This window comes from Nonomuraea sp. H19 (genome assembly GCF_052068215.1).
In the GTDB taxonomy this organism is placed as follows: domain Bacteria; phylum Actinomycetota; class Actinomycetes; order Streptosporangiales; family Streptosporangiaceae; genus Nonomuraea.
In genome coordinates this window covers 463167-485491 of record NZ_JBQHCV010000006.1, presented here as the reverse complement: position 1 = coordinate 485491, position 22325 = coordinate 463167, and the positions used below count along the sequence as shown (strand labels likewise).

Below are 22325 nucleotides of genomic sequence, written 5' to 3'. Positions count from 1 at the left end.
TCTCGGTCACCACAACGATGCACGACAGATAGTCACGCTTCGACCTAATAGGTGAATTTCTCAGCAGAGTCCTGAAGGCCGGAGGGCTATGGACGGTACCGGTAGCCGTTCGGCCATGCCCTTCTATCTTCCCACTACAAGTCTCTGTACCGCCGGGTAGCCTGTCTCGCAGGGGAGACGGGCATCACCCCATCAGCTAGCGTGCGCAGGCCTTGAGGGGGGAGTGCGCACCGCGAGTGAGAGCGCCGGAGTGGGGACCGGTGCGCGGTCCGGGGTGCCTAGGAAGGCGAGAACCATTGTCGGAAGAGACACGCATGCGCGGGGGGCAAAGCCTGGCCGAGGCGCTCGGGAGCTATCTGACCGAGTGGTCGGAGCGCACGGGGATCGCCGTCGAGACGTGGGCGCTGCCCGCCACCGACGTCTCGTCCCGCGTTTCCAGCGGTGTCATGGCCGCGATGCGCGAGGCGCTGTCCAACGTCGAGCGGCACAGCAGGGCCAGGACCGTGTCCATCGCCGTGACGGCCGGCAAGAGCGGGCTCCGCATGACCGTCAGCGACAACGGTCAGGGCTTTCCCCTGACGGCGGCGGGACGTGGGATCGCCAGGATGCGGGCGGCCTTCGCGGAGATCGGCGGCAGCCTGTCGGTCAACAGCGTGCGCGGAGAGGGCACCACGGTCACCGGAGTGGTCCCGACGCAGCGCTGACCGGTCCCCGTCGTCGAGGCTACGGGAGCGTGAGGATCTCGCTGCCCGTCTCCGTCACCAGGATCGTGTGCTCGAACTGGGCCGTGCGCTTGCGATCCTTGGTCACCGCGGTCCACTTGTCCGGCCAGATGTCGTAGTCGATCGTGCCCAGCGTGAGCATCGGCTCGATCGTGAACGTCATCCCGGGCACCAGCTCCACCCGCAGCGACGGGTCGTCGTAGTGGGGGACCATCAGGCCGGAGTGGAAGCTCGTGCCGATGCCGTGCCCGGTGAAGTCGCGGACGACGCCGTAACCGAACCGCTTGGCGTACGCCTCGATGACCCGCCCCACCACGTTGAGCTGGCGTCCGGGGGCCACCGCCCTGATCGCCCGCATCGTCGCCTCGCGGGTGCGCTCGACGAGCAGCCGCGACTCCTCGTCCACCTCGCCCACCAGGAAGGTCGCGTCGGTGTCGCCGTGGACGCCGCCGATGTAGGCGGTGATGTCGACGTTGACGATGTCGCCGTCGCGCAGCACGGTGTCATCGGGGATGCCGTGGCAGATGACCTCGTTGATCGAGGTGCACAGGGACTTGGGGTAGCCCTTGTAGCCCAGCGTGCTGGGGTAGGCGTTGTGGTCGATGAGGAATTCGTGGCCGATCCTGTCGAGCTCGTCGGTCGTGACGCCCGGCTGGACGTGCTTGCCGACCTCTTCGAGCGCCTGGGCGGCGATGCGGCCGGCCACCCGCATGCGCTCGATGATCTCGGGGCTCTTCACGTCGGACTCGCCGGTCTTGGGGCGCTTCTTGCCGACGTACTCCGGCCGCTCGATGTGGGCGGGGACCTTTCGCATGGGCGAAATTCGCCCTGGCTGGAGCAGTGTCGTCATGAACCCTGAGTCTACGGGGCAGAATTGACCTCGTGAGCGAAGGCCAATGGTGGTTCTGTCTCAAGCACATGCGGGTCGAGCCCGACGCGGGCTGCCCCAACAAGGACCGCATGGGTCCTTACGCGTCAGAGCAGGAGGCCGCCGGGGCGCTGCAGCGCGCCGCCGACCGCAACAAGGCATGGGATGAGGCCGAACAGGACGACGACTAGGGCACGACGACGGCGTACGCCCTGACGGGGAACGTCCCCATGCCCGCGATCATCGGTGGCGCGGCGTGGAAGCGGAAGCCCTCCTGGGGCAGCTCCGCCAGGCCCGTCAGGTGCTCCACCAGCGGGATCCCCGCTCCCAGCAGGATCGTGTGAGCGGGGCGCCCGCCGCGCGGCGGGGTGTCGTCGATGTTGAGGGAGTCGATCCCGACCAGCGCCGCGCCCTGCTCGGCCAGCCACGCCGCCGACTCGGGCGCCAGGTAGGGGTGGCCGTCGAAGTAGGCTTCCGTGCCGAAGTGGCGGTCCCAGCCGGTGTGGATCAGCACGGCCCGCCCGCGTACGTCCAGTCCCTGGTCCAGGACCACCTCGCGGCGGTCCGCGGCGCGTACCACGAGCCCGGGGAGGTCGGCGAGCTTGGCCGCCGGCACCTGTGACAGGTCGGGGCCGTCGGCGTAGCGGTGGTGTGGCGTGTCCAGATAGGTGCCGGTGTTGGCGGCCAGCGTGATCGTGCCGATGTGGAACTCTGTGCCGGGCGCGTACACCTCGCGGGAGTCCTCCCTGCTCAGGTGCACGCCCAGGGTCGGTCCCGGGACGCCCGGATAGGTGATCATGCCGTCGGTGATCCGATGGCTGAGTTCGACGATCATTTCGCTGCCTCCGCGCGCGTGAGCTTGACCAGGGCCACCACGCCGATGGCGGCCCACACCAGGTTGAGTCCCGCCGACGGCCAGGCGGTGTTGTAGGCGCTGTTGAGCATCAGGCCGACCGATCCGGCGAGGTTGATGAGCTGGTATGCCAGGCCGTCCCCCGACAGGCGCGACGACGAGACCAGAGCGTATCCGGCCAGCAGCAGCGCCGCGCCGGCCCAGCCGACGGCGGCGATGACGAGATCCATGCGGGCCATTGTCCGGGGCCCCGTGGTGCAGCACAAATAAAGAAAGCTAAAGGACAGCGTAAGCTGAGCTGCATGGACATTGATCCTCGGCGGCTGCGGATCCTGCACGAGGTCGCCCGCCGCGGTGGCGTGATGCGGGCCGCCGAAGCCCTCCACCTGACACCCTCCGCCGTCTCCCAGCAGCTCGCCCAGCTCGAGCGCGAGGTCGGGCTGGCGCTCATCGACCGCTCCCAGCGCAGCGTCTCGCTCACCCCGGCCGGGCGCGTGCTGGCCGGATACGCCGAGCGGGTGGAGGAGGAACTGGTGGAGGCCAGGCGGGAGCTCTCCCGGTTCACCGAACGCCTGTCCGGGCCGGTGCGCATCGCCGCGTTCCCCACGGTGATCAAGCACATCCTGGTGCCCGCCATGCGCGATCTGGCCGTCCGCCATCCCAAGATCAAGCCGCTCATCCATGAGATCTACGGGCCGCCCGCGCTGAAGGAGCTGCGGATGGGCGCGGTGGACGTGCTCATCACCGAGCAGGACATGAGCGTGCCCACACTGTCGCAGCCGTCGCTGCACGCCCGGCTGCTCTACGTGGACGAATATCGCATCGTGCTGCCGCCCGGCTGGCCGGATCCGGGCACCGTCGGCGACCTGATGCAGCTGCCGTGGGTGGCGAGCGAGCCGCACCAGGCGTGCGGGCAGGCGCTGGGGCGGCTGGCGGGGCTGCACGGGTCGGAGCCGCGCAAGGTGCACGTCATCACGGAGTTCGGGCCCACGCTCGCGCTGGTCGCGGCGGGCCACGGGGTGGCGATCGTGCCCGCGCTGGCCCTGCTGGACGTCCCCGAGGGCGGGGTGCGGGTGAGCGAGTTGCGTGACGTGGGCGCGCGCCGGCTGGACGCCGTGACGCGGGTGAGCCGCACCCGCTCGGGCGAGCCCGACCCGGTGCAGGCCGTGGTGATCGGCGCGATCGAGGAGGCCACCGGGGCGCTCGGCGCGGCGCTGAGCGACCGCCTGCACACGCCCGAGCCGCTCAAGCCCTAGCTCAGTCGCTCTGCTGAGGGCCGCTGACCTTTCAAGCCCTGGCTCAGTCGCTCACCTGGGGGCCGCTGACCTTTTCCAGCAGGCGGGCCAGCCGCTCGCGTAGCCGCGGGCGCTGCTCCACCTCGCCGGCCGCCGCGCTCACCAGGTGCTGGGCGCCGTCGAAGGTCACCAGCCCGTCGCGCGGCACCGCGATCGCGTCGTGCGCCAGGCCGGTCAGCTCGCGGTCGCCGCCCTCGATCGCCAGGATGGTCGCGCCCGTGCGGCGGGCGTCGTCGACCCGCTCCAGCAGCGGCACCGGCGCCTGCCGCTCGGACAGCACGAACAGCGTCTCGCCGCGGGCCGCGCGCTCCAGCCGGTCGAGCCCGACGCGCAGGTGGGCGGGCGCGTCGGCGGGCGGCGACCAGCGCACGAGGGTGGGCGCGAGCTGCGGCAGGCCGGAGAACCTGGCCTCGTCGCTGAGATGCGCGGTCAGGTGCCAGGGCTCGTCGTCGGGTGTGCCGACCAGCAGCAGGCCGCCGGGCGAGCGGGTCGCGCGCAGGGCGTGGCCCAGGTCGCGGGCGCGGTCGAGCCAGCCGGTCTCGGCCAGGAGTTCGCGCAGGAGTGCCACTGATCCCGAGTCCATGAGTCCATGGTGCCTGACGGGCCCGCGCGGGGGAGCTGTTTCACAAGTGGCGCATTGACACGAGCTGTGTTTTCCCGTCATTTCGGGCCTTGACATGGAGTTACTCCCGGGTAACGATCGGCTCGCGGCGCCGCCGTCCCAAGTCGGTGATCCTCCAGGGAGAAGGGCGGCACATGACCTTACGTGTCCGCGTCAGCATGTCCATGATCCTGTTACTGATCATGTCCCTCACCGCGACTCCGGCCCGCGCCGCGACGCCGGGAGACGTGGTCTCCGCACAGCCCACCACCGTCTACCTCCTGCCGGGCAAGCTGCTCGAAGTGCCCGTCAACGCCTGGCACCTCCGCTACAACTCGACCTCCGCGACCGGCGCCCTCAACGCCGTGTCCGGCACGCTGCTGGTGCCCAAGAGCGGCTACCCGCTCGGCACCCGCCCGATCATCGGGTACGCCGTCGGCTCCCACGGCCTCGGCGACCAGTGCGCGCCCTCCGTCAGCATGAGCCAGGGCAGGGAGGCCGAGCTCGCGCTGGTCAGCCTGTTCCTGCTCAAGGGGTTCGCGGTGGTCATGACCGACTACGAGGGCCTCGGCACGCCGGGGCAGCACACGTACATGGCGGGGATCTCCCAGGGCCACGCCGTGCTCGACTCGATCAAGGCCGCGATGCGGGTGCCCGGCGCCGGGCTGTCGGCCCGGGCGCCCGTGGCCGTCATGGGCTACTCCCAGGGCGGCGCGTCGGCCGGCTGGGCCGCCCAGCTGCACCCCGCGTACGCGCCCGAGCTCAGGCTCAAGGGCGTGGCCGCGGGCGGCGTGCCCGCGGACCTGCGCGTCGTCGCGAACCATCTCGACGGCGGCGAGAACTTCGGCCTGGCCGCCGCGGCTGGGGTCGGGCTCGACGCCGCCTACCCCGAGCTCGACCTCGAGGCCGACCTCAACGACCGGGGCCGGGCCCTGCTCGGCGCGGCCGCCGACTACTGCGTGGGCGACCTCGACAGGCTCGCCGGGCTCCGCTTCTCCGACCTGAGCCCGATCGACCTGCTCAACCAGCCGAAGTGGCTGGCGCGGCTGGCCGAGAACCGGCTCGGGGCGGTGGCGCCCCGGGTGCCGATGTTCCTCTACCACGGCAAGGGCGACCAGATCATCCCGCTCGCGGTGGGGTCCACCTTGCGCTCGGAGTACTGCCGGGCCGGGGCGAACGTGCGGTGGACCGCGCTGCCCGCCCCCGACCACGTCACCGGCGCCATCGAGGGCGGGCCGCTGGCCATCGAATGGCTGGCCCTGCGGGTGTACGGGCTGCCCGCGTCCGGCAACTGCTAGCTCCCGATTCCGCAGCCGGGCTCGGTACGGCCGGGTCCGGCTCGCGGCTTCGAAAGACCGCGAGGGGAGCGAAGCGGGAGACGCGGCCGGATGATCGTCGCGGCGAGCTGGCATGATCTGGATATGACTGACGTGAGCGGAATTTCCATAGGCATCCTCGGCGGCACCGGCGACCAGGGGAAGGGGCTGGCGCGGCGGTTCGCGCTGGCGGGGCATCCGGTGCTGATCGGGTCGCGCAGCGCCCAGCGCGCCCAGGAGGCGGCCGACTCCATCGGGGCGGGCGCGACGGGAGCCGAGAACGCCGCCGTCGCCGCCCAGGCGGACATCGTGATCGTGGCGGTGCCGTACGAGGGGCACAAGGCGCTGCTGGAGTCGCTGCGGGCCGAGCTGACCGGGAAGATCGTCGTGGACTGCGTGAACCCGCTCGGCTTCGACAAGCAGGGCGCCTACGCGCTGCCCGTCGAGGAGGGCAGCGCCGCCCAGCAGGCCGCCGCGGTGCTGCCGGACAGCCGGGTGGTGGCGGCCTTCCACCACGTGTCGGCCGTCGTGCTGATGGACCCGGCGGTGGACAAGGTGGACCTGGACGTCCTGGTGCTGGGCGACGACCGCGAGGCGACGGACACGGTGCAGGCCCTGGCGGAGGTCATCCCCGGCGTCCGCGGCGTCTACGGCGGCCGGCTGCGCAACGCCCACCAGATCGAGGCACTGACCGCCAACATCATCTCCGTGAACCGCCGCTACAAGGCGCACGCCGGGCTGCGCATCACCGACATCTAGGCTCTGCGGGAGAGCGTCAGCAGCGCGTCCGTGACGCCCTCCGGGTCGACGAGCTGGTGCAGGTGCATGCCTGACACGCGGGTGACCGGCCAGCCCCGGCGGTGCGCGTCCTCGGCGACCTTGTCGTACGGGGGCCCGTACCACAGGCACGAGCACCTGACCTCGTCCCACCCGGCGGGCACGGGGATGGGCTGGGTGTAGTAGTCGAGCGGCAGCCGCGGCTGCTCGGCCGCCACCCGCACGCGCACGGCGGGATCGGGCAGCATGGCCACCACGTCCTCCTCGTCCCACCAGTCCGTCCAGCGCGGCAGCACCCCGTCGGGGCCCGCCAGGTCGTGCAGGAACGGCAGGAACGCCTCCTCAGCGGCTTTGATCAGCCCGTGGCGCGGCGGGATGTGAGCGTCGGCGAACACGCACGCCACCACGCTCTCGCCCAGCCCCTCCTTGATCAGCGGGAGGAAGAGCCCGGCGTTGCTGTGCGCCACCAGGACCACGGAGGTGGCGGGGGTGGCCGCGCGCACCGCCTCGACCACCCGCGGCCAGTAGGGCGGGCCGCCCGCCGCCACGCCCGTCAGGTCGGGCACCACGGCGGCGTGCCCCCGGCGCTCCAGCGACTCCGCCACGGGAGCCCACGTCGACGGCCCTACGGAGGGGCTGTGCACGAGTACGAAGGTCGTCTCCACGTTCCCACACTGTCAGACGATGAGGGTGTGCCGGGACGCCGTACGCCCGGTTCCGTCGAAGTCCGCCCAGGCCACGGCCAGGTCGTTCACCGCTCGCGAAAGTTCCTCCTCGGGGAACAGGAAGTGCAGCCGCACATGGTCGGCGTGCCCGCCCAGCGGGTCGAACGATCTGCCGGGCGGCACCGCGACCCCGTGCCGGAGGGCCACCTGGGTGAAGGAGTCCACCTCCGCGAGCGGCAGGCGTACCCAGATGGTCTGGCCGCCGTGTGCCGGCTCGAAGGACCACGACGGCAGGTGCGCGCGCAGCTCGGCGCACAGGTGGTCGTGGCGCTCGCGCAGCGTGCGCACGCGCGCCCGGCGTACCTCGTCCAGGCGGCGCAGCAGCGCCGCGGCGGCGAGCTGGCTGAAGACCTCGCCGCCGAGATCGTGTACGGCGCGCAGCCTGGCCAGCCGCGAGACCAGCGGCGCCGCCGCGCGGATCCAGCCGACCCGCAGCCCGCCCCAGACGAGCTTGCTCAGCGAGCCGATCGTGACGATCTGCTCGCCCCGTCCGGAACCGGGCCCGAACGCGGCCAGCGGCGGCGGCGTCTCGCCCGAGAAGCACAGCTCGGCGCAGACCTCGTCGTCGATCAGCGGCACGTCGTGCTCGGCGGCGTGCGTGGCCAGCCGCCTGCGCTCGCCGTTGGGCATGACGGCGCCGTCCGGGTTGCGCGCGGTGGGGACGACGTAGGCCAGGGCGTGCCGCTCGCGCATGGCCTCCGGTGTCACCGGCTTGACGACCGCGCCCGCGTGCCTGAAGACCTCCAGCGCGCCCGGGTACGTCGGCGACTCGACCAGCACGGTGTCCCCCGGAGCCACGAGCAGCCCGGTGAGCAGCGTGAGCGCCTGCTGCGCGCCCGTCGTCACCATGATCTCCCCGGCCGTCGTGGGCACGCCGCGCGCCGTGTAGTAGTCCGCCAGCGCGGCACGCAGAGCGGGGTTGCCCGCCGGCTGGTAGCCCAGGTCGAGTACGCCGGCCAGCCGCGCCCCGGCCTCCTCGTACGCCTCGAACATGGCCTGCGGGGGATCCTGCGGCGCCGCGCACGTCAGCAGCCGCACCCCGTCCGGCGGGTGCAGGATGTGCAGCAGCAGCGGGTTGGCGACCACGCCGTCGGCGGTCCTGGTCGCGGGCAGGTCCAGCGCGGCCACCCGGGTGCCGCTGCCCTGGCGGCGCACCACGCGGCCCTCCTGCTGCAGGAGGTCGTACGCGGCCACCACCGTCCCCCGGCCCACCGCGAGCCGCTTGGCCAGCACCCGGTCGGGGGGCAGCGGCTCGTCCGGCGGCAGCACGCCGTCGTCGATCAGCGCCCGCAGCCTGACCGCCAGCAGCAGGTAGAGCGGCCCGCGGCCGGACGCCCACCGCCCCAGCAGGTCGACGAGGTCATCAAGACTGGCCCCATTCATGGACCAATTCTGCCGGATTGGCTCTCACCCCGGATCGCTGGACAGGACACCCTTGCTCGTATGACCGATTTCCGTCCCGAGACCCGGACCGTGCATCCGCCCCAGCCGCCGGTCCAGGACAGCCGTCCGATCACCATGCCGATCTACCAGACCTCCGGGTTCACCTTCGACGACCCCGCCGTGATGGCGGAGGCGATGGGACGGCCCGACGGCGCGTTCGTGTACGGGCGCTACACCAATCCCACCGTCCGCTCGCTGGAGCTGGCCGTCGCCGGGCTGGAGGGCGGCGCGGGCGCGATCGCCACCGGCTCCGGCATGGGCGCGATCAACACCGTCCTGCTCGGCCTGCTCGAGCCGGGCGACCACCTGATCGCCCAGCGGTCGCTGTACGGCGGGACGGCCGCGATGATCAACGAGCTGGTGGGCAGGTTCGGCATCGCGGTGACGTACGTGCCCGAGAACGACCCCGACGCCCTGCGCGCCGCCGTACGGCCGGAGACCCGGCTCGTCTACCTGGAGACGATCAGCAACCCGATGACGCTGGTGGCAGATCTGCCTGGAATGTGTGCGGTGGCCCGCGAGCTGGGGATCACGTCCGTGGTGGACAACACGTTCGCCACGCCCATGCTGTGCCGGCCCATCGAGCACGGGGCGGACATCGTCCTGCACTCCACCACCAAATACCTGTCCGGGCACACCGACGTGGTCGGCGGGATCGCGATCTTCGCCGACGCCGCGCGCTACGAGAAGATGTGGCACTTCGCGATCGAGCTGGGGGCTTCGGCTGATCCGTTCGCGACCTGGCTGACGCTGCGCGGGCTGCAGACCCTCGCGTTGCGCATGGAACGCCACTGCTCCAACGCCGCGTTCCTGGCCACCCGGCTCGCCGGGCATCCCGCCGTCGCGGCCGTGCACTGGCCCGGGCTGCCGTCGCATCCCTCCTACGAGGCGGCCGGCAAGCTGCTGTCCGGGTTCGGCGGGGTGTTCTCGTTCGACCTGGCCGGCGGGCGGGCGGCGGGCGAGAAGTTCATGAGCTCGGTACGCCTCGCGCTGCTCGCCCCCTCGCTGGGCGGCGTCGAGACCCTCGTCCTGCACCCGGCCACCACGTCGCACCGCTCGCTCAGCGCGGAGGAACTGGCCAGGAACGGCATCGGCGAGGGCACGGTGCGCATCTCGGTGGGCATCGAGCACCCGGAGGACCTCTGGGCCGACGTGTCCCAGGCGCTGGCATAGCCTCGGGCGTATGCTCGATCTCTTTGCGAAGAGGGGGAACGCGTGACCACTGTCGTCTACGAGGATGTGCCGGCCGCGGCTCGGAGGATCGCCGGATACGCGCTGCGGACGCCGGTGCTGGAAGTCTCACCCGGGCTGTTCCTCAAGCTGGAGCTGCTGCAGCACTCGGGGTCGTTCAAGGTACGCGGGGCGTTCAACCGGATGCTGTCGGCGGGGCCGCTGACCGGCAGCGGGGTGATCGCGGCCAGCGGGGGGAACCATGGGCTGGCGGTGGCGTACGCGGCGAAGGTGCTGGGGGTGCGGGCCGAGATCTTCGTGCCCGAGGTGACCAGCCCGGTGAAGGTGGCCGGACTGGAGAGGCTGGGGGCGCAGATCACCCAGACGGGGGCCATCTACTCGGAGGCCGCGGAGGCCGCGGCCAAACGCGCCGCCGAGACGGGCGCGCTGGCCGTGCACGCCTATGACCAGGCGGAAGTGATAGCCGGGCAGGGGACGACCGGCCTGGAGATCATGGAGCAGACCGGCGGCGTGGACACGGTGGTGGTCGCCGTGGGGGGTGGCGGCTTCGCCGGCGGCATCACCCTGGGGACCGCTTCCTCCGGGAGCGGCACCGACGCGGCGGGGCCGCGGATCGTCGCCGTCGAGCCCGAGCGGATCCCGACCCTGCACGAGGCGCTGCGGGCCGGCGAGCCGGTGCCGGTCGAGGTGGGCGGGGTGGCGGCCGACGCCCTGGGCGCCACCCAGCTCGGCGGTCTGGCCTTCGAGATCCTCTCGGGGCCGCGGGTGCAGAGCGTGCTGGTGAGCGATGAGGCGATCGTGGCGGCCCGGCGCACGCTCTGGGAGCGGCACCGGGTGGCGGCCGAGCACGCGGGCTCGGCCGCGTACGCCGCGCTGCTGTCGGGGGCCTACACGCCGGCGCCGGGGGAGCGGGTGGCGGTGGTGGTGTGTGGTTCCAACACCGACCCCGCCACCCTGACCGGCCCGTGACCGCACCGCCCTGACCCCGCCCGTCGCCGGGCGGGCGGGTCAGCTGTAGGTGTGCTCGGGAGCCGGGAAGGCGCCGGAGGCCACGTCGCCGGCGAAGGCGCGGACGGCGCGGTCCATCTCGGCCGCCAGGTCCGCGTACCGCTTGACGAACTTGGCCGGTCGCGGCGTCAGCCCCATCAGGTCCTGCCACACCAGGACCTGCGCGTCCGTCGCCGCTCCCGCCCCGATGCCGATCGTCGGGATCGCCAGCGACGTCGTCACCCGCTGCGCCAGGTCGGCCGGCACGCACTCCAGGACCACCGAGAACGCCCCGGCCCGTTCCAGATCCTTGGCGTCCGACATGAGCTCGTCGCCCGACTGCCCTCGCCCCTGCACGCGGTAGCCGCCCAGGACGTTGACCGACTGCGGGGTCAGCCCGAGGTGCGCCATGACCGGTACGCCCGCCGATACCAGCGCCTCGACCTGCGGCAGCACCCGGCGGCCGCCTTCCAGCTTGACCGCGTGCGCGCCCGCCTCCTTCATGAAGCGCGCCGCCGACTCCAGCGCCTGCTGGGGCGAGGACTGGTACGACCCGAACGGCAGATCCGCGACCACGAGCGCGCGTGACGACCCGCGTACGACCGCCGCCGTGAGAGGCAGCAGATCGTCGACCGTGACGGGCAGCGTGGAGTCGTAGCCGTAGACGACCATGGCCGCCGAATCGCCGACCAGCAGCACTGGAATGCCCGCCGCGTCGAACACCCGCGCCGTCATCGCGTCGTAGGCGGTGACCATGGGCCACCGCTCTCCGCGCTCCTTGGCGGCGGTGAGATCGCGGACGGTGACCCTTCGTCCCGAGACACCGCCGTACAGCGTGGTTGAAGAGGACATGACCAAACCCTCCAGAAACGTCTCGAGGCGCCCCAGTGGCGTCCCCGGACTCCCTCCGATGATGGCACGCGCGAAAAACCTGTGGCGAAACTGTCGGTACCTGTTGCCAGAATCAGTGCGGAGGTAACACGACACGATGGCTCGCCACCCTGACCGGCGCACTGACCGGCGCCCTTACCGACGACTGCTCGCGATCCCGGGCGTCCCCACGTTGCTGCTGGTGGGACTGCTGGCGCGGGTGCCGGCCACGGCCACGGGCATGGCGCTGACGCTGCACGTGGCCGAGGTGCTCAAGCTCGGCTGGGTCGAGGCGGGGGTGGTCACCATGGCGAGCACGATCGGCATGGCGATCGGCTCCCCGTTGTCGGGAAGGCTCGTGGACAAGCACGGCCTGCGTCCCGTGCTCGCCGTCACGACCGTGGCGCAGGCGGCGTTCTGGGCGTGCGCGTGGGCGCTGCCGTTCCCCGCCCTGGCCGGGGCGGCGGCGCTGGCGGGGCTGCTGTCGCTCCCGGTGTTCAACGTGATCAGGCAGTGCCTGGCCGCCATGGTGCCGGTGGAGCAGCGGCACACCGGCTTCGCGCTCGACTCGATGCTGGTCGAGCTGTCTTATATGGTCGGGCCCGCGCTGGCGGTGGCCGGCATCACGACCCTGGGCAGCGGCCCGACGATGGCGATCATCGGGGCCGGCATGACGGTCGCGGGGCTGGGCCTCATCCTGCTCAACCCGCCCACCCGCTCGCCCGCCGAACTGGTAGCGCAGGAGCGGCAGGCGGTCAAGGTGCTCCGGCGCCAGTGGTTCACGCCGGCGTTCGCGGCGCTGCTCGGCACGGTCGCGGCGACCACGTTCGTGCTCGCCGCGACCGAGCTGTCCCTGATCGCCACCATGACCGACGCCGGCCAGACCGGGTGGATCGGCCTCGCCGTGGGCATCTGGTGCGTTTACTCGCTGATCGGCGGCCTGGTGTACGGCGGCCTGCGACACGGCGTGCAGCCCCTGACGCTCATCGGGGGCATGGGCCTGCTGACCGTCCCGGTGGGTCTGGCGAGCGGCGACTGGCGCTGGCTGATCCTCGCCCTGCTGCCGGCGGGCCTGCTCTGCGCCCCGTCCCTGGCGTCCACCGTCAACGCCGTCAGCTCCTGGGTGCCTGCGGGGGCCAGGGGAGAGGCGATGGGCTTCCACAGCACCGCCCTGCTGATCGGCATCGCAGCCGCCTCACCCGTCGCCGGAGCCGTCATCGACGGTGCCGGTCCCGCGTGGGCGTTCACGGTGGCGGGTCTGGTGGGACTGGCCATGGTGGCGGCCGCCCTGCCGTTCTGGCGCCGCCGTCCCCGCGCTACCCCGGTGCCGGTGGAGGAGCCGCCGGTCACGGTGGACTCACCGACGCCGGCTTCTTCCGGGACGACCTGAGCCAGGTCGTGGTCCCCGGGGCGATGTGAGGCCGCCCACAGGCCGTCGCACGAAACCTGTCTGACCTGGGGATTTTGCACGCAGTTTACGAAACGGGACCGTTGCGTATCGGAATAGCTTGCGATACGCTCTCGTTGCGAAACTTAGTCGTATCGAAATTAGGGATGTTTCCATGGACCCGAACGCAGGGCACCCACGCCGATGGCCGATCCTCGGAGTGCTGGTGTTCAGCCTGCTGGCGGTCGTGCTCGACAACACGATCCTCAACGTGGCGATGAAGACGATCGCCGACAAGACCGTCGGTTTGGGCGCGACGCAGAGCGAGCTCGAATGGGCGATCAACTCCTACACGCTGGTCTTCGCCGGATTGCTGTTCACGTTCGGAGTGATCGGTGACCGGACGGGCCGCAAGCGGATGTTGTTCATCGGCATGGCGCTGTTCGGACTGGCCTCGCTCGCCAGCGCCTTCTCTCAGGACCCGATGCAGCTGATCCTGGCCAGGGCGGCGATGGGCATCGGCGGCGCGGCGATCATGCCGGCCACCCTGGCCATCATTTCCAACGTCTTCCCGCCCTCCGAACGCGGCAAGGCGATCGGGGTGTGGGCCGGCGGCGTGGGTCTCGCGGTGGCGATCGGCCCGATCACGGGCGGCGTGCTGATCGAGAACTTCTGGTGGGGCTCGGTCTTCCTGATCAACGTGCCGATCGTGGTGGTCAGCATGATCCTCATCGCCGCCATCGTGCCCGAGTCGAAGGACCCGAAGCCCTCCAAGCTGGACCCGTTCGGCGTGGTGTTGTCGATCATCGGCCTGGTGGCCATCGTGTTCGGCATCATCCGCGGCGGCTACCTGGGCACCGTGGCGAGCGCCGAGGTGCTCCTCCCGACGCTCTTCGGGGTGGCGGTGCTCGGCGTGTTCGTGTGGTGGGAGCGGCGCATCGACCACCCGGTGTTCGACGTCCGCAGCTTCACCAACGTGCGCTTCAGCTCGGCCATCGGCATGATGGGCATCGTCTTCTTCGCGATGATGGGCGGGATGTTCTTCCTGACCTTCTACCTGCAGATCGTGAAGGGCTTCTCGCCGGTGCAGGCAGGGGCGCTGATGATCCCGTTCGCCGCCGCGCAGCTCATCTTCGCGCCGCTCAGCCAGCGGGTGAACGAGCGGTTCGGCGGCAAGCTGTCGGCCACGGTCAGCATGATCGTGGTGACGGCGGCGCTGGCCAGCTACGCGTTCCTGGACCAGAACACCCCGGTCGTGCTCATCGAGGTCATCTTCTTCGTGCAGGGCGCCGCGATGGCCAACATCATGCCGCCCGCCACCACCGCCATCATGGAGTCGCTGCCCAGGGAGAAGGCCGGTGTCGGCTCGGCGATGAGCAACACCGTCCGCCAGGTGGCCGGCGCGCTCGGCGTGGCCGTGCTCGGCTCGGTGCTGTCGTCCAGCTACCGCGGCGAGATCGCCCCCGCGCTGACCGGGCTGCCCGCCGGCACGCAGCACGCCGCCGGTGAGTCGATCATGGCGACGATGACGGTCGTGCAGGAGCTGGGCGAGCAGGGGCAGACGCTGGTCAAGCCCGCCTTCGCCGCGTTCATCGACGGCATGCACGTCACGGCGCTGGTCGCGGCGGTGATCGCGCTGCTCGGCGTCGCGGTGGTGGCCAGGTGGATGCCCGGCAAGCCACGCCCGGTCGAGCAGGCGGAACAGAATGAGCCAGCGGTAGTTTGACATCCTCCCCCGCCTGGAGTTGAAGGCGGGGGATTCCAACCCATTCTCACGCGGAGAGGAGGACAGGTTGAGGTTCGCGGTGCACCGGCCCGGCAACCCGTGGCCCTTCCCGCGCAGACACGGCATGTCCTGCCGCCAGCTTGATATTCCTGGCCGCATTCACGTCCGCGTTGGCGGTATATCTGCAGGATCGGCAGCGGAAGACGGCTTGGCTCTCACGCGCCTTCGCATCCACGATCCCGCATGCCGAGCACCGCTGGCTCGTGTACGCGGGATTGACTCTCACTACTCGGCCGGGGGCTTTGTGTTCCAGCCGTTCGACGAGCTGCCCCCAGCCCGCTGCGAGGATCGACCGGTTGAGACTGGCCTTGGCCTGGACGTTGCGGCCCGGTTTGGCAATTGTCCCCCGCGCCGACCGGGTCATGTTCCGGATCTTGAGATCCTCGACGGCGATTACCTCGAAACGTCGCGCCAGGTCGGTGCTCGTCTTTTCCGCCCAGTCCCTGCGCCGATCCGTCTCGCGGGCCTTCAGCTTGGCGATGGCCTGCCTGACCGTGGCGCGCCGGTGCGAGCCGCGCTTGGCCCGAGCGAGCTTGCGCATCAGCCGCCGCAACCGAACTTTCTCTGCCTCCCGCAGTCCAGGCACAGACAGCATGTCCCCCGTGGACAGGGCCGCCGACACGGCCACGCCACGATCCACCCCGACAACCTCACCGGTGCAGGGCGCGGGGATCGGCTTTGGAATTGCAGCGAAGGCGATATGCCAGCGACCGGCCCTGTCCCGGGTAACGCGGTAGGATTTCACACCGTCGGGCACGCGCCGCGACCATCGGAAGCGCACCCAGCCCGCCTTCGGGATTCTCACCTCGCCTACCCTGCGGGACAGACGGCGTACATCGCCCGCCCGCATGGCGACGACCCGGAATCCCTCGCTCCGCCCGCGCCGCCGCCATGTCGGCTTGCCATGCGTGCCGGCGAAGAAGGACGTAATGGCCTTGGCGAAGTCCTTCAGCGCCTGTTGCTGCACGATGACCGAACCCGCACGCAACCACGCGAACTCCGCCCGAGCCTGGGTCAACTGGCGGCAGTGCTCGGCGAAACCGGGTGCGCTCTTGCGACCCGGCCGCCAATGCTCATGCTGCTCAACCGCGAGATTCCAGACGAATCGGGCGTGACCACAATGCTCGGCCAGCACTGCCTTCTGGGCAGGAGTGGGTTGGAGCCGGTAGCGGGACACGCCCATCAATCTACCGATCACCACCGACAAAATCGGGAGGCCGACATGCCCGAGCGTCCCGCCTTTCTTCCCCGCTCTGTAGGGCATCCAGGCTGTAGATGTACGGTGAGGCCGCGATGACGATCCAGGATTCAGGGACTGCCCGCCCGGCGGGCCGTCCGCGTAGCGAGAAGGCCGAGAAGGCGATCATCGAGGCGACCCTCGATCTGATCGGCGAGGGCATGGGCGTCTCCGAGCTGTCCATCGAGGCGATCGCCTCGAGGGCGGGCGTCGGCAAGACCACGATCTACCGGCGCTGGTCCAACAAGGAGGACCTGGTCGTCGACGCCCTCTCCACGCTCAAGGCGCCGTTGCCGCCGCTCACCGGCACCTCGGTGCGCGACGACCTGATCAGCCTGCTCGACGCGATGCGCACGGAGGCCGGTCATTCCCGCAACCGCTGCGTGATGAACATCGCGATGAGCGAGGCCGACCGCTATCCGCGGCTGATGGAGCGCTTCGTCAAGCGGGCCATAGAGCCTCGCAAGCAGGCGATGCGCCACGTGCTCGAGCGTGGCGTCGCCTCCGGCGAGCTCAGGGCCGACCTGGACGTCGACATGGGCATGGCCATCCTCACCGGCACCATGTTGTGGCACACCAAGTGGGGCCCGGCCGGGGATCTGCCGGCCGACCTGGCCGAGCGCGTCGTCGACGCGGTCCTGGCCGGAATGGCGCCCTGAGTCCGGCAACGGGACGCATCACGCGGACGGCGCCGCCTGCCTCTGGGCGACCGGCGGCGCCGTCTGCCCTAGAGGGCGACGTCGGTGGGGCATCGATCGGGTCCAGCGTGTGGGCCGCCTGCCATGCCCGCAGGCGCTCGGCCGGCGACCCGGGCCCCTTGGGCAGGGCGGCGTCCAGCTCGGCGTGCGCCTCCTCGAACACCGGCTCCGGCAGCCGCCGCGGCTCCAGGCCCAGGCATTGCCGCGCGTACTCGGCCAGCGGCACCTACGTGAACGGGTACGTCGCCGCCGAGAACATCTGGTGGGCCACGATCCGCACTCCCGCCGCGGACGCTGAGATCCGCGAGCGCGTCGGCCGGTTCCTGGACGAGCATTCCGCGGTGCTGTCCCAGCACGCCCACGTGGCCGACGGCGACTTCGACCGGCAGTTCCTGCTCGGAGCTGGAGATCATCCTCGACGGCATCGAAGCACGGCTCGAACCGGCCGGCGAATGAGCCCGATCACCTGGTCGCGCGGGACGCGGGTGCCTTCTATCAGGGCAGCGACAGGGGCAGCCCGAACGGCGGGAAAAGCTCGGGGCCGATGAATGTGGTGATTTCGGCGATCCGCTCGCCGCGCAGCGACAGCACGTTGATCGACCAGGCCAGATGCGCGCCTGCGGCGTCGTCCCAGAGGTAGGACGCGGCGGCGGGCTGGCCGTTCGCGTGCGTGAGGAGGTGCCGCCACGAGCCGCACCCCGTCAGCGGCACCCGCAGGGCGAAGTCGGTGACCGCCGCCAGGCCGCGGTACCAGTGCGGCATCGGCGGCATCGACCAGGTCACGTCCTCGGTGAGCAGCGCGACCAGGGCGTCGGCGTCGCCGCGTGCCAGCGCGGCGGCGTACCCTTCGACGATCTCCCGCACGCGCGCGTCGCCGACCGCCCGCAGCGTCTGCTGCTGGGTGGCGGAGGGGACCCGCTCCGCCACGACTCTGCGGGCCCGCGCCAGCGCGGAGTTCACCGACGTGATGGAGGTGCTCATCATGGTGGCGATCTCGGCGGCGGAGAAACCGAGGACCTCGAACAGCAGCAGCGCCGCCCGCTGGTTGCCCGGCAGGTGCTGCAGGGCCGCGACGAAGGCGAGCTCGACCGCCTCGCGCTGCTCGTAGCGCCCGGCCGTGCCGTCGGTCAGGTCCGCGTCGGGGTACGGCCCCAGCCAGGCCACGTCGGTACGCGGGGCGTCGCCGACCACGGTGTGATCGCTGGCCGGGCCGAGGTCGACGGGCATGGCCCGCCTGCCGCGCGTCTCGATGAGGTCCAGGCTGGTGCGGGTCGCCACGGTGTAGAGCCAGGAGCGCAGCGAGCTGCGGCCCTCGAAGCGCGCCAGTCCCCGCCAGGCCCGCAGCAGCGCGTCCTGCAGGGCGTCGTCGGCGTCGTGGGCGGAGCCGAGCATGCGGTAGCAGTGGGCGTGCAGCTCCCGGCGCAGCGGCGCCACCAGGCGGGAGAACGCGGCGTCGTCCCCCTCACGGGCACGGGCCAGATCGGGATCCTCGGCAGTTAGTTGCGAAATCTCGCTCACAGGCGACGATTCTGCCCCACGCCGGGGGTCGTCCTTTGCGACCGACCCTGAGAAGGAGGACCTATGAGTTCGAACGCAGTGCCCACGTGGTTCGACATCTCCACGCCCGACGCCGCCCGAGCGCGCCGCTTCTACGCGGAGATGTTCGGCTGGCCGATGGACGCCGTACAGGAGGACTACACGCTGGTGGGCGGCGTGGAAGGGGCACCGGTGGCGGGCATCGGCCAGGCCGGGCCGCACAGCCCGTATACGGGGATCGTCGTCTACTTCCAGGTCGACGACCTGGACGCCGCGCTCGCGCAGGCCGAGCAGCTGGGCGGCGGCCGCAGACTGGACCCGCAGAGCGTGCCCGGGATGGGACGGATGGCGGTGTTCACCGACCCCGACGGCAACCCCGTGGGGCTGCTGGGCCCCTGACCTCCTCACGCCTGTTCGTGGCCGGCGGTTTCGTGGACGGCGGCGAGCATGGTGTCCAGATTCCGCTGGGACGTCTGGAGCCGCTTGATCGTGTCGGCGATGCGCCGCCGCTCCCGCCGCAGGTGAGTGATCATTCCCGGGCAGGCCGCCGGCACCGCCCGCCCGCCGTCGTCGTCGTGGAAGCAGTTCAGCAGCCGGGCGATGACCGCGGTGGGCAGGCCGGCGGCGAGCAGGGCCCGGATGTGGCGTACGGCGGCCACGTCCGCGTCGCCGTACTCGCGGTAGCCGTTGGCCAGCCGCCGCGGCCGCAGCAGCCCCTGCTCCTCGTAGTAACGCAGCAGTCGCCTGCTCACCCCGGTCTGCACAGCGAGGTCCCCGATCCGCATGAGCTCCCTTGACCTTCACATCGATGTGACGCCTTACCGTCGTCCCGTCGTAACAACGGAAAGGAGACGATGATGCCGGGAGCAGTGATCATCGGAGCGGGGCCGGGAATCGGCCGGTCTGTAGCCCGCCGGTTCGCACGGGAGGGCCTGCCGGTCGCCCTCATCTCGCGTACCGGCCGGACGCTCGGCATCGAGGGGGCGCTCGGGTACGCCGCCGACAGCGCGGACGAGACGGCCCTGCGCGCCGCGCTCGACAAGGCGACGGCCGAGCTCGGCACGCCCGACGTGCTGGTCTACAACGCCGCGATCATCCGGGCCGACGCGCTGGGTGAGGTGAGCGTACGCGCCCACCTGGATGCGTGGGCGGTCAACGTGGTGGGGGCGCTGGTCGCGGCCGCGCACGTCGCGCCCGCGATGGCCCGCCGCGGCAGCGGCACGTTCATCGTCACCGGCGGGATGCCCGAGCCCAAGAGCGCGTACGTCAGCCTCTCCCTCGGCAAGAGCGGCGTACGGACGCTGGTGGCGCTGCTCGACCAGGAGTACGGGCCGTCCGGCGTCCACGCGGCCTCCGTCACCGTGGCCGGGCCGGTCGCGCCGGGCACGGACTTCGACCCCGACGACATCGCCGAGCACTACTGGCGCCTCCACACCCAGCCCCGGGAGCGGTGGGAGCGGGAGATCCTGCACGCCGGCCGCGGCTGAGCACCTGCGTTCCCGGGGCGGCGTCATCGCCGGGTGAACTTCCAGAGCCAGCCGACGTTGCGGAGCCCGAGCCGGGCGGCCACGTTCCGGGACGAATGGTTGTCCGCGCTCGTGCTGTAGAACAGGTGCGGGCACGATCCGGCCAGCAGGCCCGCCCAGGCGGCGGTGGTCGCCGCCGCGTACCCGCGGCCGCGGTAGGCGGGCGAGGTCCAGGTGCCGGCCTCGGCGCCGGCGGGAGTCCGGCGCGCGGTGTGGCAGACGGCCACGACCTGCCCGTCTTCGACGATCATCGCCCATGGCGCTCCGTCCCGGCCCGCGAGGAGGTCGTCCCACTCCTCCGGGTCCCAGGTCTCCGGCAGCATGGGGCGTACGCGCATGGCGTGCGCCGGATCGGCGGACTGGAGCACCGCGACGGGAACGTCGAACCGGACGGGCGGGCGCACCAGGTAGCTCGGCCCTCCAGAGACGGTCGTGCCGTCGCCCAGGAGCTCCTGGCACTCACCCAGAACGGCCGGCGGCCGGCCTGGTGGCGACGGGGTGCCGCGGGCCACGAGGCCGAGCAGGCGGGTGGCGAGTTCACCGGGCACGCCGCCGCCCACGGCCGCTGTCATGCCGTCGGCCGCCACACCGATCACCAGGTCCTCCGGTCCGGGGAGGCGGCCGTGGTCGTCGATGCGCCAGATGACGCCTATCTCGATGCGGAGCAGGCCGGCGTCGCGGGGAGTCGCCGTCATAGGCGCGTCAGGTGGTCTCGCGCCAGCGGTTGGTGATCGGGAGGCGGCGGTCGCGGCCGAAGTTCTTCGGGGTGATCTTGGGGCCTGGAGGATATTGCCGCCGCTTGTACTCGGCCAGGTCCACCAGCCTGATCATCCGCGTCACCAGCTCCGGATCATGGCCGGCCGCGATGAGCTCCTGCGAGCCCATGTCCTTTTCCACGTAATCGTCCAGCAGCCGGTCCAGCACCTCATAAGGGGGCAGCGAGTCCGTGTCGCGCTGGTCCGGGCGCAGCTCGGCGCTCGGCTCCTTGGTGATCGAGTTTTCCGGGATCGGGCAGGCGGCGTCCATCAGGAAGTGCGGTGACGCGTTGGCGTTGCGCCACCGGGACAGCTCCCACACCATCGTCTTCGGCACGTCCTTGATCGGGGCGAAGCCGCCCGCCGAGTCGCCGTAGAGGGTGGAGTAGCCGGTCGCCAGCTCGCTCTTGTTGCCCGTGGTCAGCACCAGGTGGCCGTGCTGGTTGGACAGGCCCATGAGGATCATGCCGCGTACCCTGGCCTGGAGGTTCTCGGCGGCCAGGCCGGACAGTTCGATCTCCTTCTCGAAGGCGTCGACGACGTCCGCGATGGGGACCATCTGCGCGTTGACCCCCTGCCTGCGCACCAGCTCCTCGGCGTCGGTCACCGAGTGCTCGGAGGAGTAGCGCGAGGGCATGAGCACCACGTTCACCCGCGAAGGGCCGATCGCGTCGGAGGCGATGGTCGCGGTCAGCGCCGAGTCGATCCCGCCCGAGAGCGCCAGGATCACCGACTGGAACCCGTTCTTGGCCACGTAGTCGCGCACCGCGAGCACCAGCGCGGAGTAGACCTCCGCGTGCAGGTCCAGGCGCTCGGCGACGCGCGCGGGCACGGCCGGGTAGGGCGGCAGGGGCTCCGGCGACAGCACCAGGCGCTCCACCGTGATCGTGGAGCCGTCGCCCGCGTCGTACGCGAACGTGCCCGGTGTGGCGCGCGAGACCGGCAGGTCGTCCAGGTCCACGATCAGCAGCTCCTCGCGGAACTGGCCGGCCCGCGCCACCAGCTCGCCCGAGCCGTCCACCACGATGGAGTCGCCGTCGAAGACCAGCTCGTCCTGCCCGCCGACCTGGTTGACGTAGACGAGACCGCACCCGGCCTCGCGCGCCCTGCGCTCGCACAGCTCCAGGCGGACGTCGTCCTTCTCCTTCTCGTACGGCGAGGCGTTCGGCACGACCAGCAGCCCGGCCCCCGCCTGCCCCACGACGGACACGGGACCGCCCTCCTGCCACAGGTCCTCGCACACCGCGATCGCCACGTCCACCCCGTGCAGCCGGAAGATCGGCAGCCGGTCGCCGCGTACGAAATAGCGGTATTCATCGAATACCCCGTAGTTCGGCAGGTGGTGCTTGGCCGTGCGGGTGACCACCTCGCCCTTGTAGAGCAGCGCGGCCGCGTCCAGCGGGGCGCCCTTCGGCTGGCCCACCCGGGGCGCGAGGCCGGCCCGGTCCACGTAGCCGGCCACCACCGGGAGATCGCCCAGGCCCTCACGCTCCAGCCTGCGCGCCACCTCCTCCAGGGTCCGGATGCTGGCGTCCACGAAGGACGTGCGCAGCACCAGGTCCTCCACGGGGTAGCCGGTGAGGAACATCTCGGTGAAGACGACGAGGTGAGCGCCGCGTTCGGCGGCGTCGCGGGTCCACGCGACCAGCCGGTCGGCGTTGGCGGCCAGGTCGCCGACGGTCGGGTTCGTCTGGGCCAGGGCAATGCGCAGTTGTGCCACGCGCCCAGCCTAGTACGCCATGATTTTTATCG

Annotated in this window: 24 protein-coding genes; 12 read left to right on the top strand and 12 right to left on the bottom strand. The window is 71.2% G+C overall.

Annotated features, from left to right (window positions below; translation table 11 throughout):
- The first annotated feature begins 314 nt into the window (after positions 1–314).
- Complete coding sequence (locus ACTMTI_RS16410) at positions 315–704, top strand: sensor histidine kinase (protein WP_441121192.1); 390 nt, start codon at positions 315–317, stop codon at positions 702–704.
- Positions 705–723: 19 nt separating this feature from the next.
- Here the strand turns inward: ACTMTI_RS16410 and map are convergent, their stop codons facing one another.
- Complete coding sequence (map, locus tag ACTMTI_RS16405; RefSeq protein ID WP_441121191.1) at positions 724–1572, bottom strand: type I methionyl aminopeptidase; 849 nt, start codon at positions 1570–1572, stop codon at positions 724–726.
- 32 nt (positions 1573–1604) lie between these two features.
- Here map and ACTMTI_RS16400 point away from each other — a divergent pair, with 32 nt between their 5' ends.
- Complete coding sequence (locus ACTMTI_RS16400; protein WP_441121208.1) at positions 1605–1781, top strand: hypothetical protein; 177 nt, start codon at positions 1605–1607, stop codon at positions 1779–1781.
- Here ACTMTI_RS16400 and ACTMTI_RS16395 read toward each other — a convergent pair.
- Together ACTMTI_RS16395 and ACTMTI_RS16390 are read right to left on the bottom strand one after the other, a co-directional pair.
- Positions 1778–2425, bottom strand: coding sequence for a cyclase family protein (locus ACTMTI_RS16395; protein ID WP_441121190.1), 648 nt, complete (start codon positions 2423–2425; stop codon positions 1778–1780). The genes ACTMTI_RS16400 and ACTMTI_RS16395 overlap by 4 nt on opposite strands.
- Positions 2422–2673 (bottom strand): CBU_0592 family membrane protein, encoded by a 252-nt coding sequence (locus ACTMTI_RS16390; protein ID WP_441121189.1) that lies wholly within the window; start codon positions 2671–2673, stop codon positions 2422–2424. The genes ACTMTI_RS16395 and ACTMTI_RS16390 overlap by 4 nt, the downstream gene beginning before the upstream one ends.
- 72 nt (positions 2674–2745) lie before the next feature.
- Between ACTMTI_RS16390 and ACTMTI_RS16385 the strand changes: the two genes are divergently transcribed.
- A complete protein-coding gene (locus ACTMTI_RS16385) occupies positions 2746–3699 on the top strand; it encodes a LysR family transcriptional regulator (RefSeq protein WP_441121188.1) in 954 nt (317 codons plus the stop codon).
- A gap of 43 nt (positions 3700–3742) precedes the next feature.
- Here the strand turns inward: ACTMTI_RS16385 and ACTMTI_RS16380 are convergent, their stop codons facing one another.
- Entirely contained in the window at positions 3743–4321 is a 579-nt protein-coding gene (locus ACTMTI_RS16380; protein WP_441121187.1) for a hypothetical protein, read from the bottom strand.
- 173 nt (positions 4322–4494) lie between these two features.
- Between ACTMTI_RS16380 and ACTMTI_RS16375 the strand changes: the two genes are divergently transcribed.
- Together ACTMTI_RS16375 and npdG are read left to right on the top strand one after the other, a co-directional pair.
- Positions 4495–5637 (top strand): lipase family protein, encoded by a 1143-nt coding sequence (locus ACTMTI_RS16375; RefSeq protein WP_441121186.1) that lies wholly within the window; start codon positions 4495–4497, stop codon positions 5635–5637.
- Positions 5638–5727: 90 nt separating this feature from the next.
- The gene (gene npdG, locus ACTMTI_RS16370; protein WP_441121185.1) at positions 5728–6414 is read left to right on the top strand and encodes an NADPH-dependent F420 reductase; all 687 of its coding nucleotides are present in this window, start codon (positions 5728–5730) and stop codon (positions 6412–6414) included.
- On the opposite strand, the gene ACTMTI_RS16365 is transcribed toward npdG, so the two are convergent.
- Complete coding sequence (locus ACTMTI_RS16365) at positions 6411–7097, bottom strand: alpha/beta hydrolase (RefSeq protein ID WP_441121184.1); 687 nt, start codon at positions 7095–7097, stop codon at positions 6411–6413. The genes npdG and ACTMTI_RS16365 overlap by 4 nt on opposite strands.
- 12 nt (positions 7098–7109) lie before the next feature.
- Positions 7110–8540: a MocR-like transcription factor YczR gene (gene yczR / locus ACTMTI_RS16360; RefSeq protein WP_441121183.1), complete on the bottom strand. Its 1431-nt coding sequence runs from the start codon at positions 8538–8540 to the stop codon at positions 7110–7112.
- Between the two features lie 60 nt (positions 8541–8600).
- On the opposite strand from yczR, the gene ACTMTI_RS16355 reads away from it, so the two are divergent.
- Together ACTMTI_RS16355 and ACTMTI_RS16350 are read left to right on the top strand one after the other, a co-directional pair.
- Positions 8601–9773: a trans-sulfuration enzyme family protein gene (locus ACTMTI_RS16355; protein WP_441121182.1), complete on the top strand. Its 1173-nt coding sequence runs from the start codon at positions 8601–8603 to the stop codon at positions 9771–9773.
- Positions 9774–9815: 42 nt separating this feature from the next.
- Positions 9816–10760 carry a serine/threonine dehydratase gene (locus tag ACTMTI_RS16350; RefSeq protein WP_441121181.1) on the top strand — a complete coding sequence of 315 codons (945 nt, stop codon included), beginning with the start codon at positions 9816–9818 and terminating at the stop codon, positions 10758–10760.
- 39 nt (positions 10761–10799) lie between these two features.
- Here ACTMTI_RS16350 and panB read toward each other — a convergent pair whose 3' ends face one another.
- A complete protein-coding gene (panB, locus tag ACTMTI_RS16345; RefSeq protein ID WP_441121180.1) occupies positions 10800–11630 on the bottom strand; it encodes a 3-methyl-2-oxobutanoate hydroxymethyltransferase in 831 nt (276 codons plus the stop codon).
- A gap of 136 nt (positions 11631–11766) precedes the next feature.
- Here panB and ACTMTI_RS16340 point away from each other — a divergent pair, with 136 nt between their 5' ends.
- Positions 11767–13038 (top strand): MFS transporter, encoded by a 1272-nt coding sequence (locus ACTMTI_RS16340; protein WP_441121179.1) that lies wholly within the window; start codon positions 11767–11769, stop codon positions 13036–13038.
- Between the two features lie 172 nt (positions 13039–13210).
- Entirely contained in the window at positions 13211–14761 is a 1551-nt protein-coding gene (locus tag ACTMTI_RS16335) for an MFS transporter (RefSeq protein WP_441121178.1), read from the top strand.
- A 46-nt stretch (positions 14762–14807) separates the two neighbouring features.
- Here the strand turns inward: ACTMTI_RS16335 and ACTMTI_RS16330 are convergent, their stop codons facing one another.
- Complete coding sequence (locus ACTMTI_RS16330) at positions 14808–16085, bottom strand: RNA-guided endonuclease InsQ/TnpB family protein (RefSeq protein WP_441121177.1); 1278 nt, start codon at positions 16083–16085, stop codon at positions 14808–14810.
- Between the two features lie 29 nt (positions 16086–16114).
- On the opposite strand from ACTMTI_RS16330, the gene ACTMTI_RS16325 reads away from it, so the two are divergent.
- The gene (locus ACTMTI_RS16325) at positions 16115–16717 is read left to right on the top strand and encodes a TetR/AcrR family transcriptional regulator (RefSeq protein WP_441121176.1); all 603 of its coding nucleotides are present in this window, start codon (positions 16115–16117) and stop codon (positions 16715–16717) included.
- 534 nt (positions 16718–17251) lie between these two features.
- Here the strand turns inward: ACTMTI_RS16325 and ACTMTI_RS16320 are convergent.
- The gene (locus ACTMTI_RS16320) at positions 17252–18274 is read right to left on the bottom strand and encodes a sigma-70 family RNA polymerase sigma factor (protein ID WP_441121175.1); all 1023 of its coding nucleotides are present in this window, start codon (positions 18272–18274) and stop codon (positions 17252–17254) included.
- A gap of 63 nt (positions 18275–18337) precedes the next feature.
- On the opposite strand from ACTMTI_RS16320, the gene ACTMTI_RS16315 reads away from it, so the two are divergent.
- Positions 18338–18691: a VOC family protein gene (locus tag ACTMTI_RS16315; RefSeq protein ID WP_441121174.1), complete on the top strand. Its 354-nt coding sequence runs from the start codon at positions 18338–18340 to the stop codon at positions 18689–18691.
- 5 nt (positions 18692–18696) lie between these two features.
- On the opposite strand, the gene ACTMTI_RS16310 is transcribed toward ACTMTI_RS16315, so the two are convergent.
- Positions 18697–19077: a MerR family transcriptional regulator gene (locus tag ACTMTI_RS16310; RefSeq protein ID WP_441121173.1), complete on the bottom strand. Its 381-nt coding sequence runs from the start codon at positions 19075–19077 to the stop codon at positions 18697–18699.
- Between the two features lie 69 nt (positions 19078–19146).
- On the opposite strand from ACTMTI_RS16310, the gene ACTMTI_RS16305 reads away from it, so the two are divergent.
- On the top strand, positions 19147–19779 hold the full coding sequence (locus tag ACTMTI_RS16305; RefSeq protein WP_441121172.1) for an SDR family NAD(P)-dependent oxidoreductase: 633 nt from the start codon (positions 19147–19149) through the stop codon (positions 19777–19779).
- A 23-nt stretch (positions 19780–19802) separates the two neighbouring features.
- On the opposite strand, the gene ACTMTI_RS16300 is transcribed toward ACTMTI_RS16305, so the two are convergent.
- Positions 19803–20513 (bottom strand): GNAT family N-acetyltransferase, encoded by a 711-nt coding sequence (locus tag ACTMTI_RS16300; RefSeq protein WP_441121171.1) that lies wholly within the window; start codon positions 20511–20513, stop codon positions 19803–19805.
- 7 nt (positions 20514–20520) lie between these two features.
- On the bottom strand, positions 20521–22293 hold the full coding sequence (locus ACTMTI_RS16295) for an NAD+ synthase (RefSeq protein WP_441121170.1): 1773 nt from the start codon (positions 22291–22293) through the stop codon (positions 20521–20523).
- Between the last annotated feature and the right edge of the window lie 32 nt (positions 22294–22325).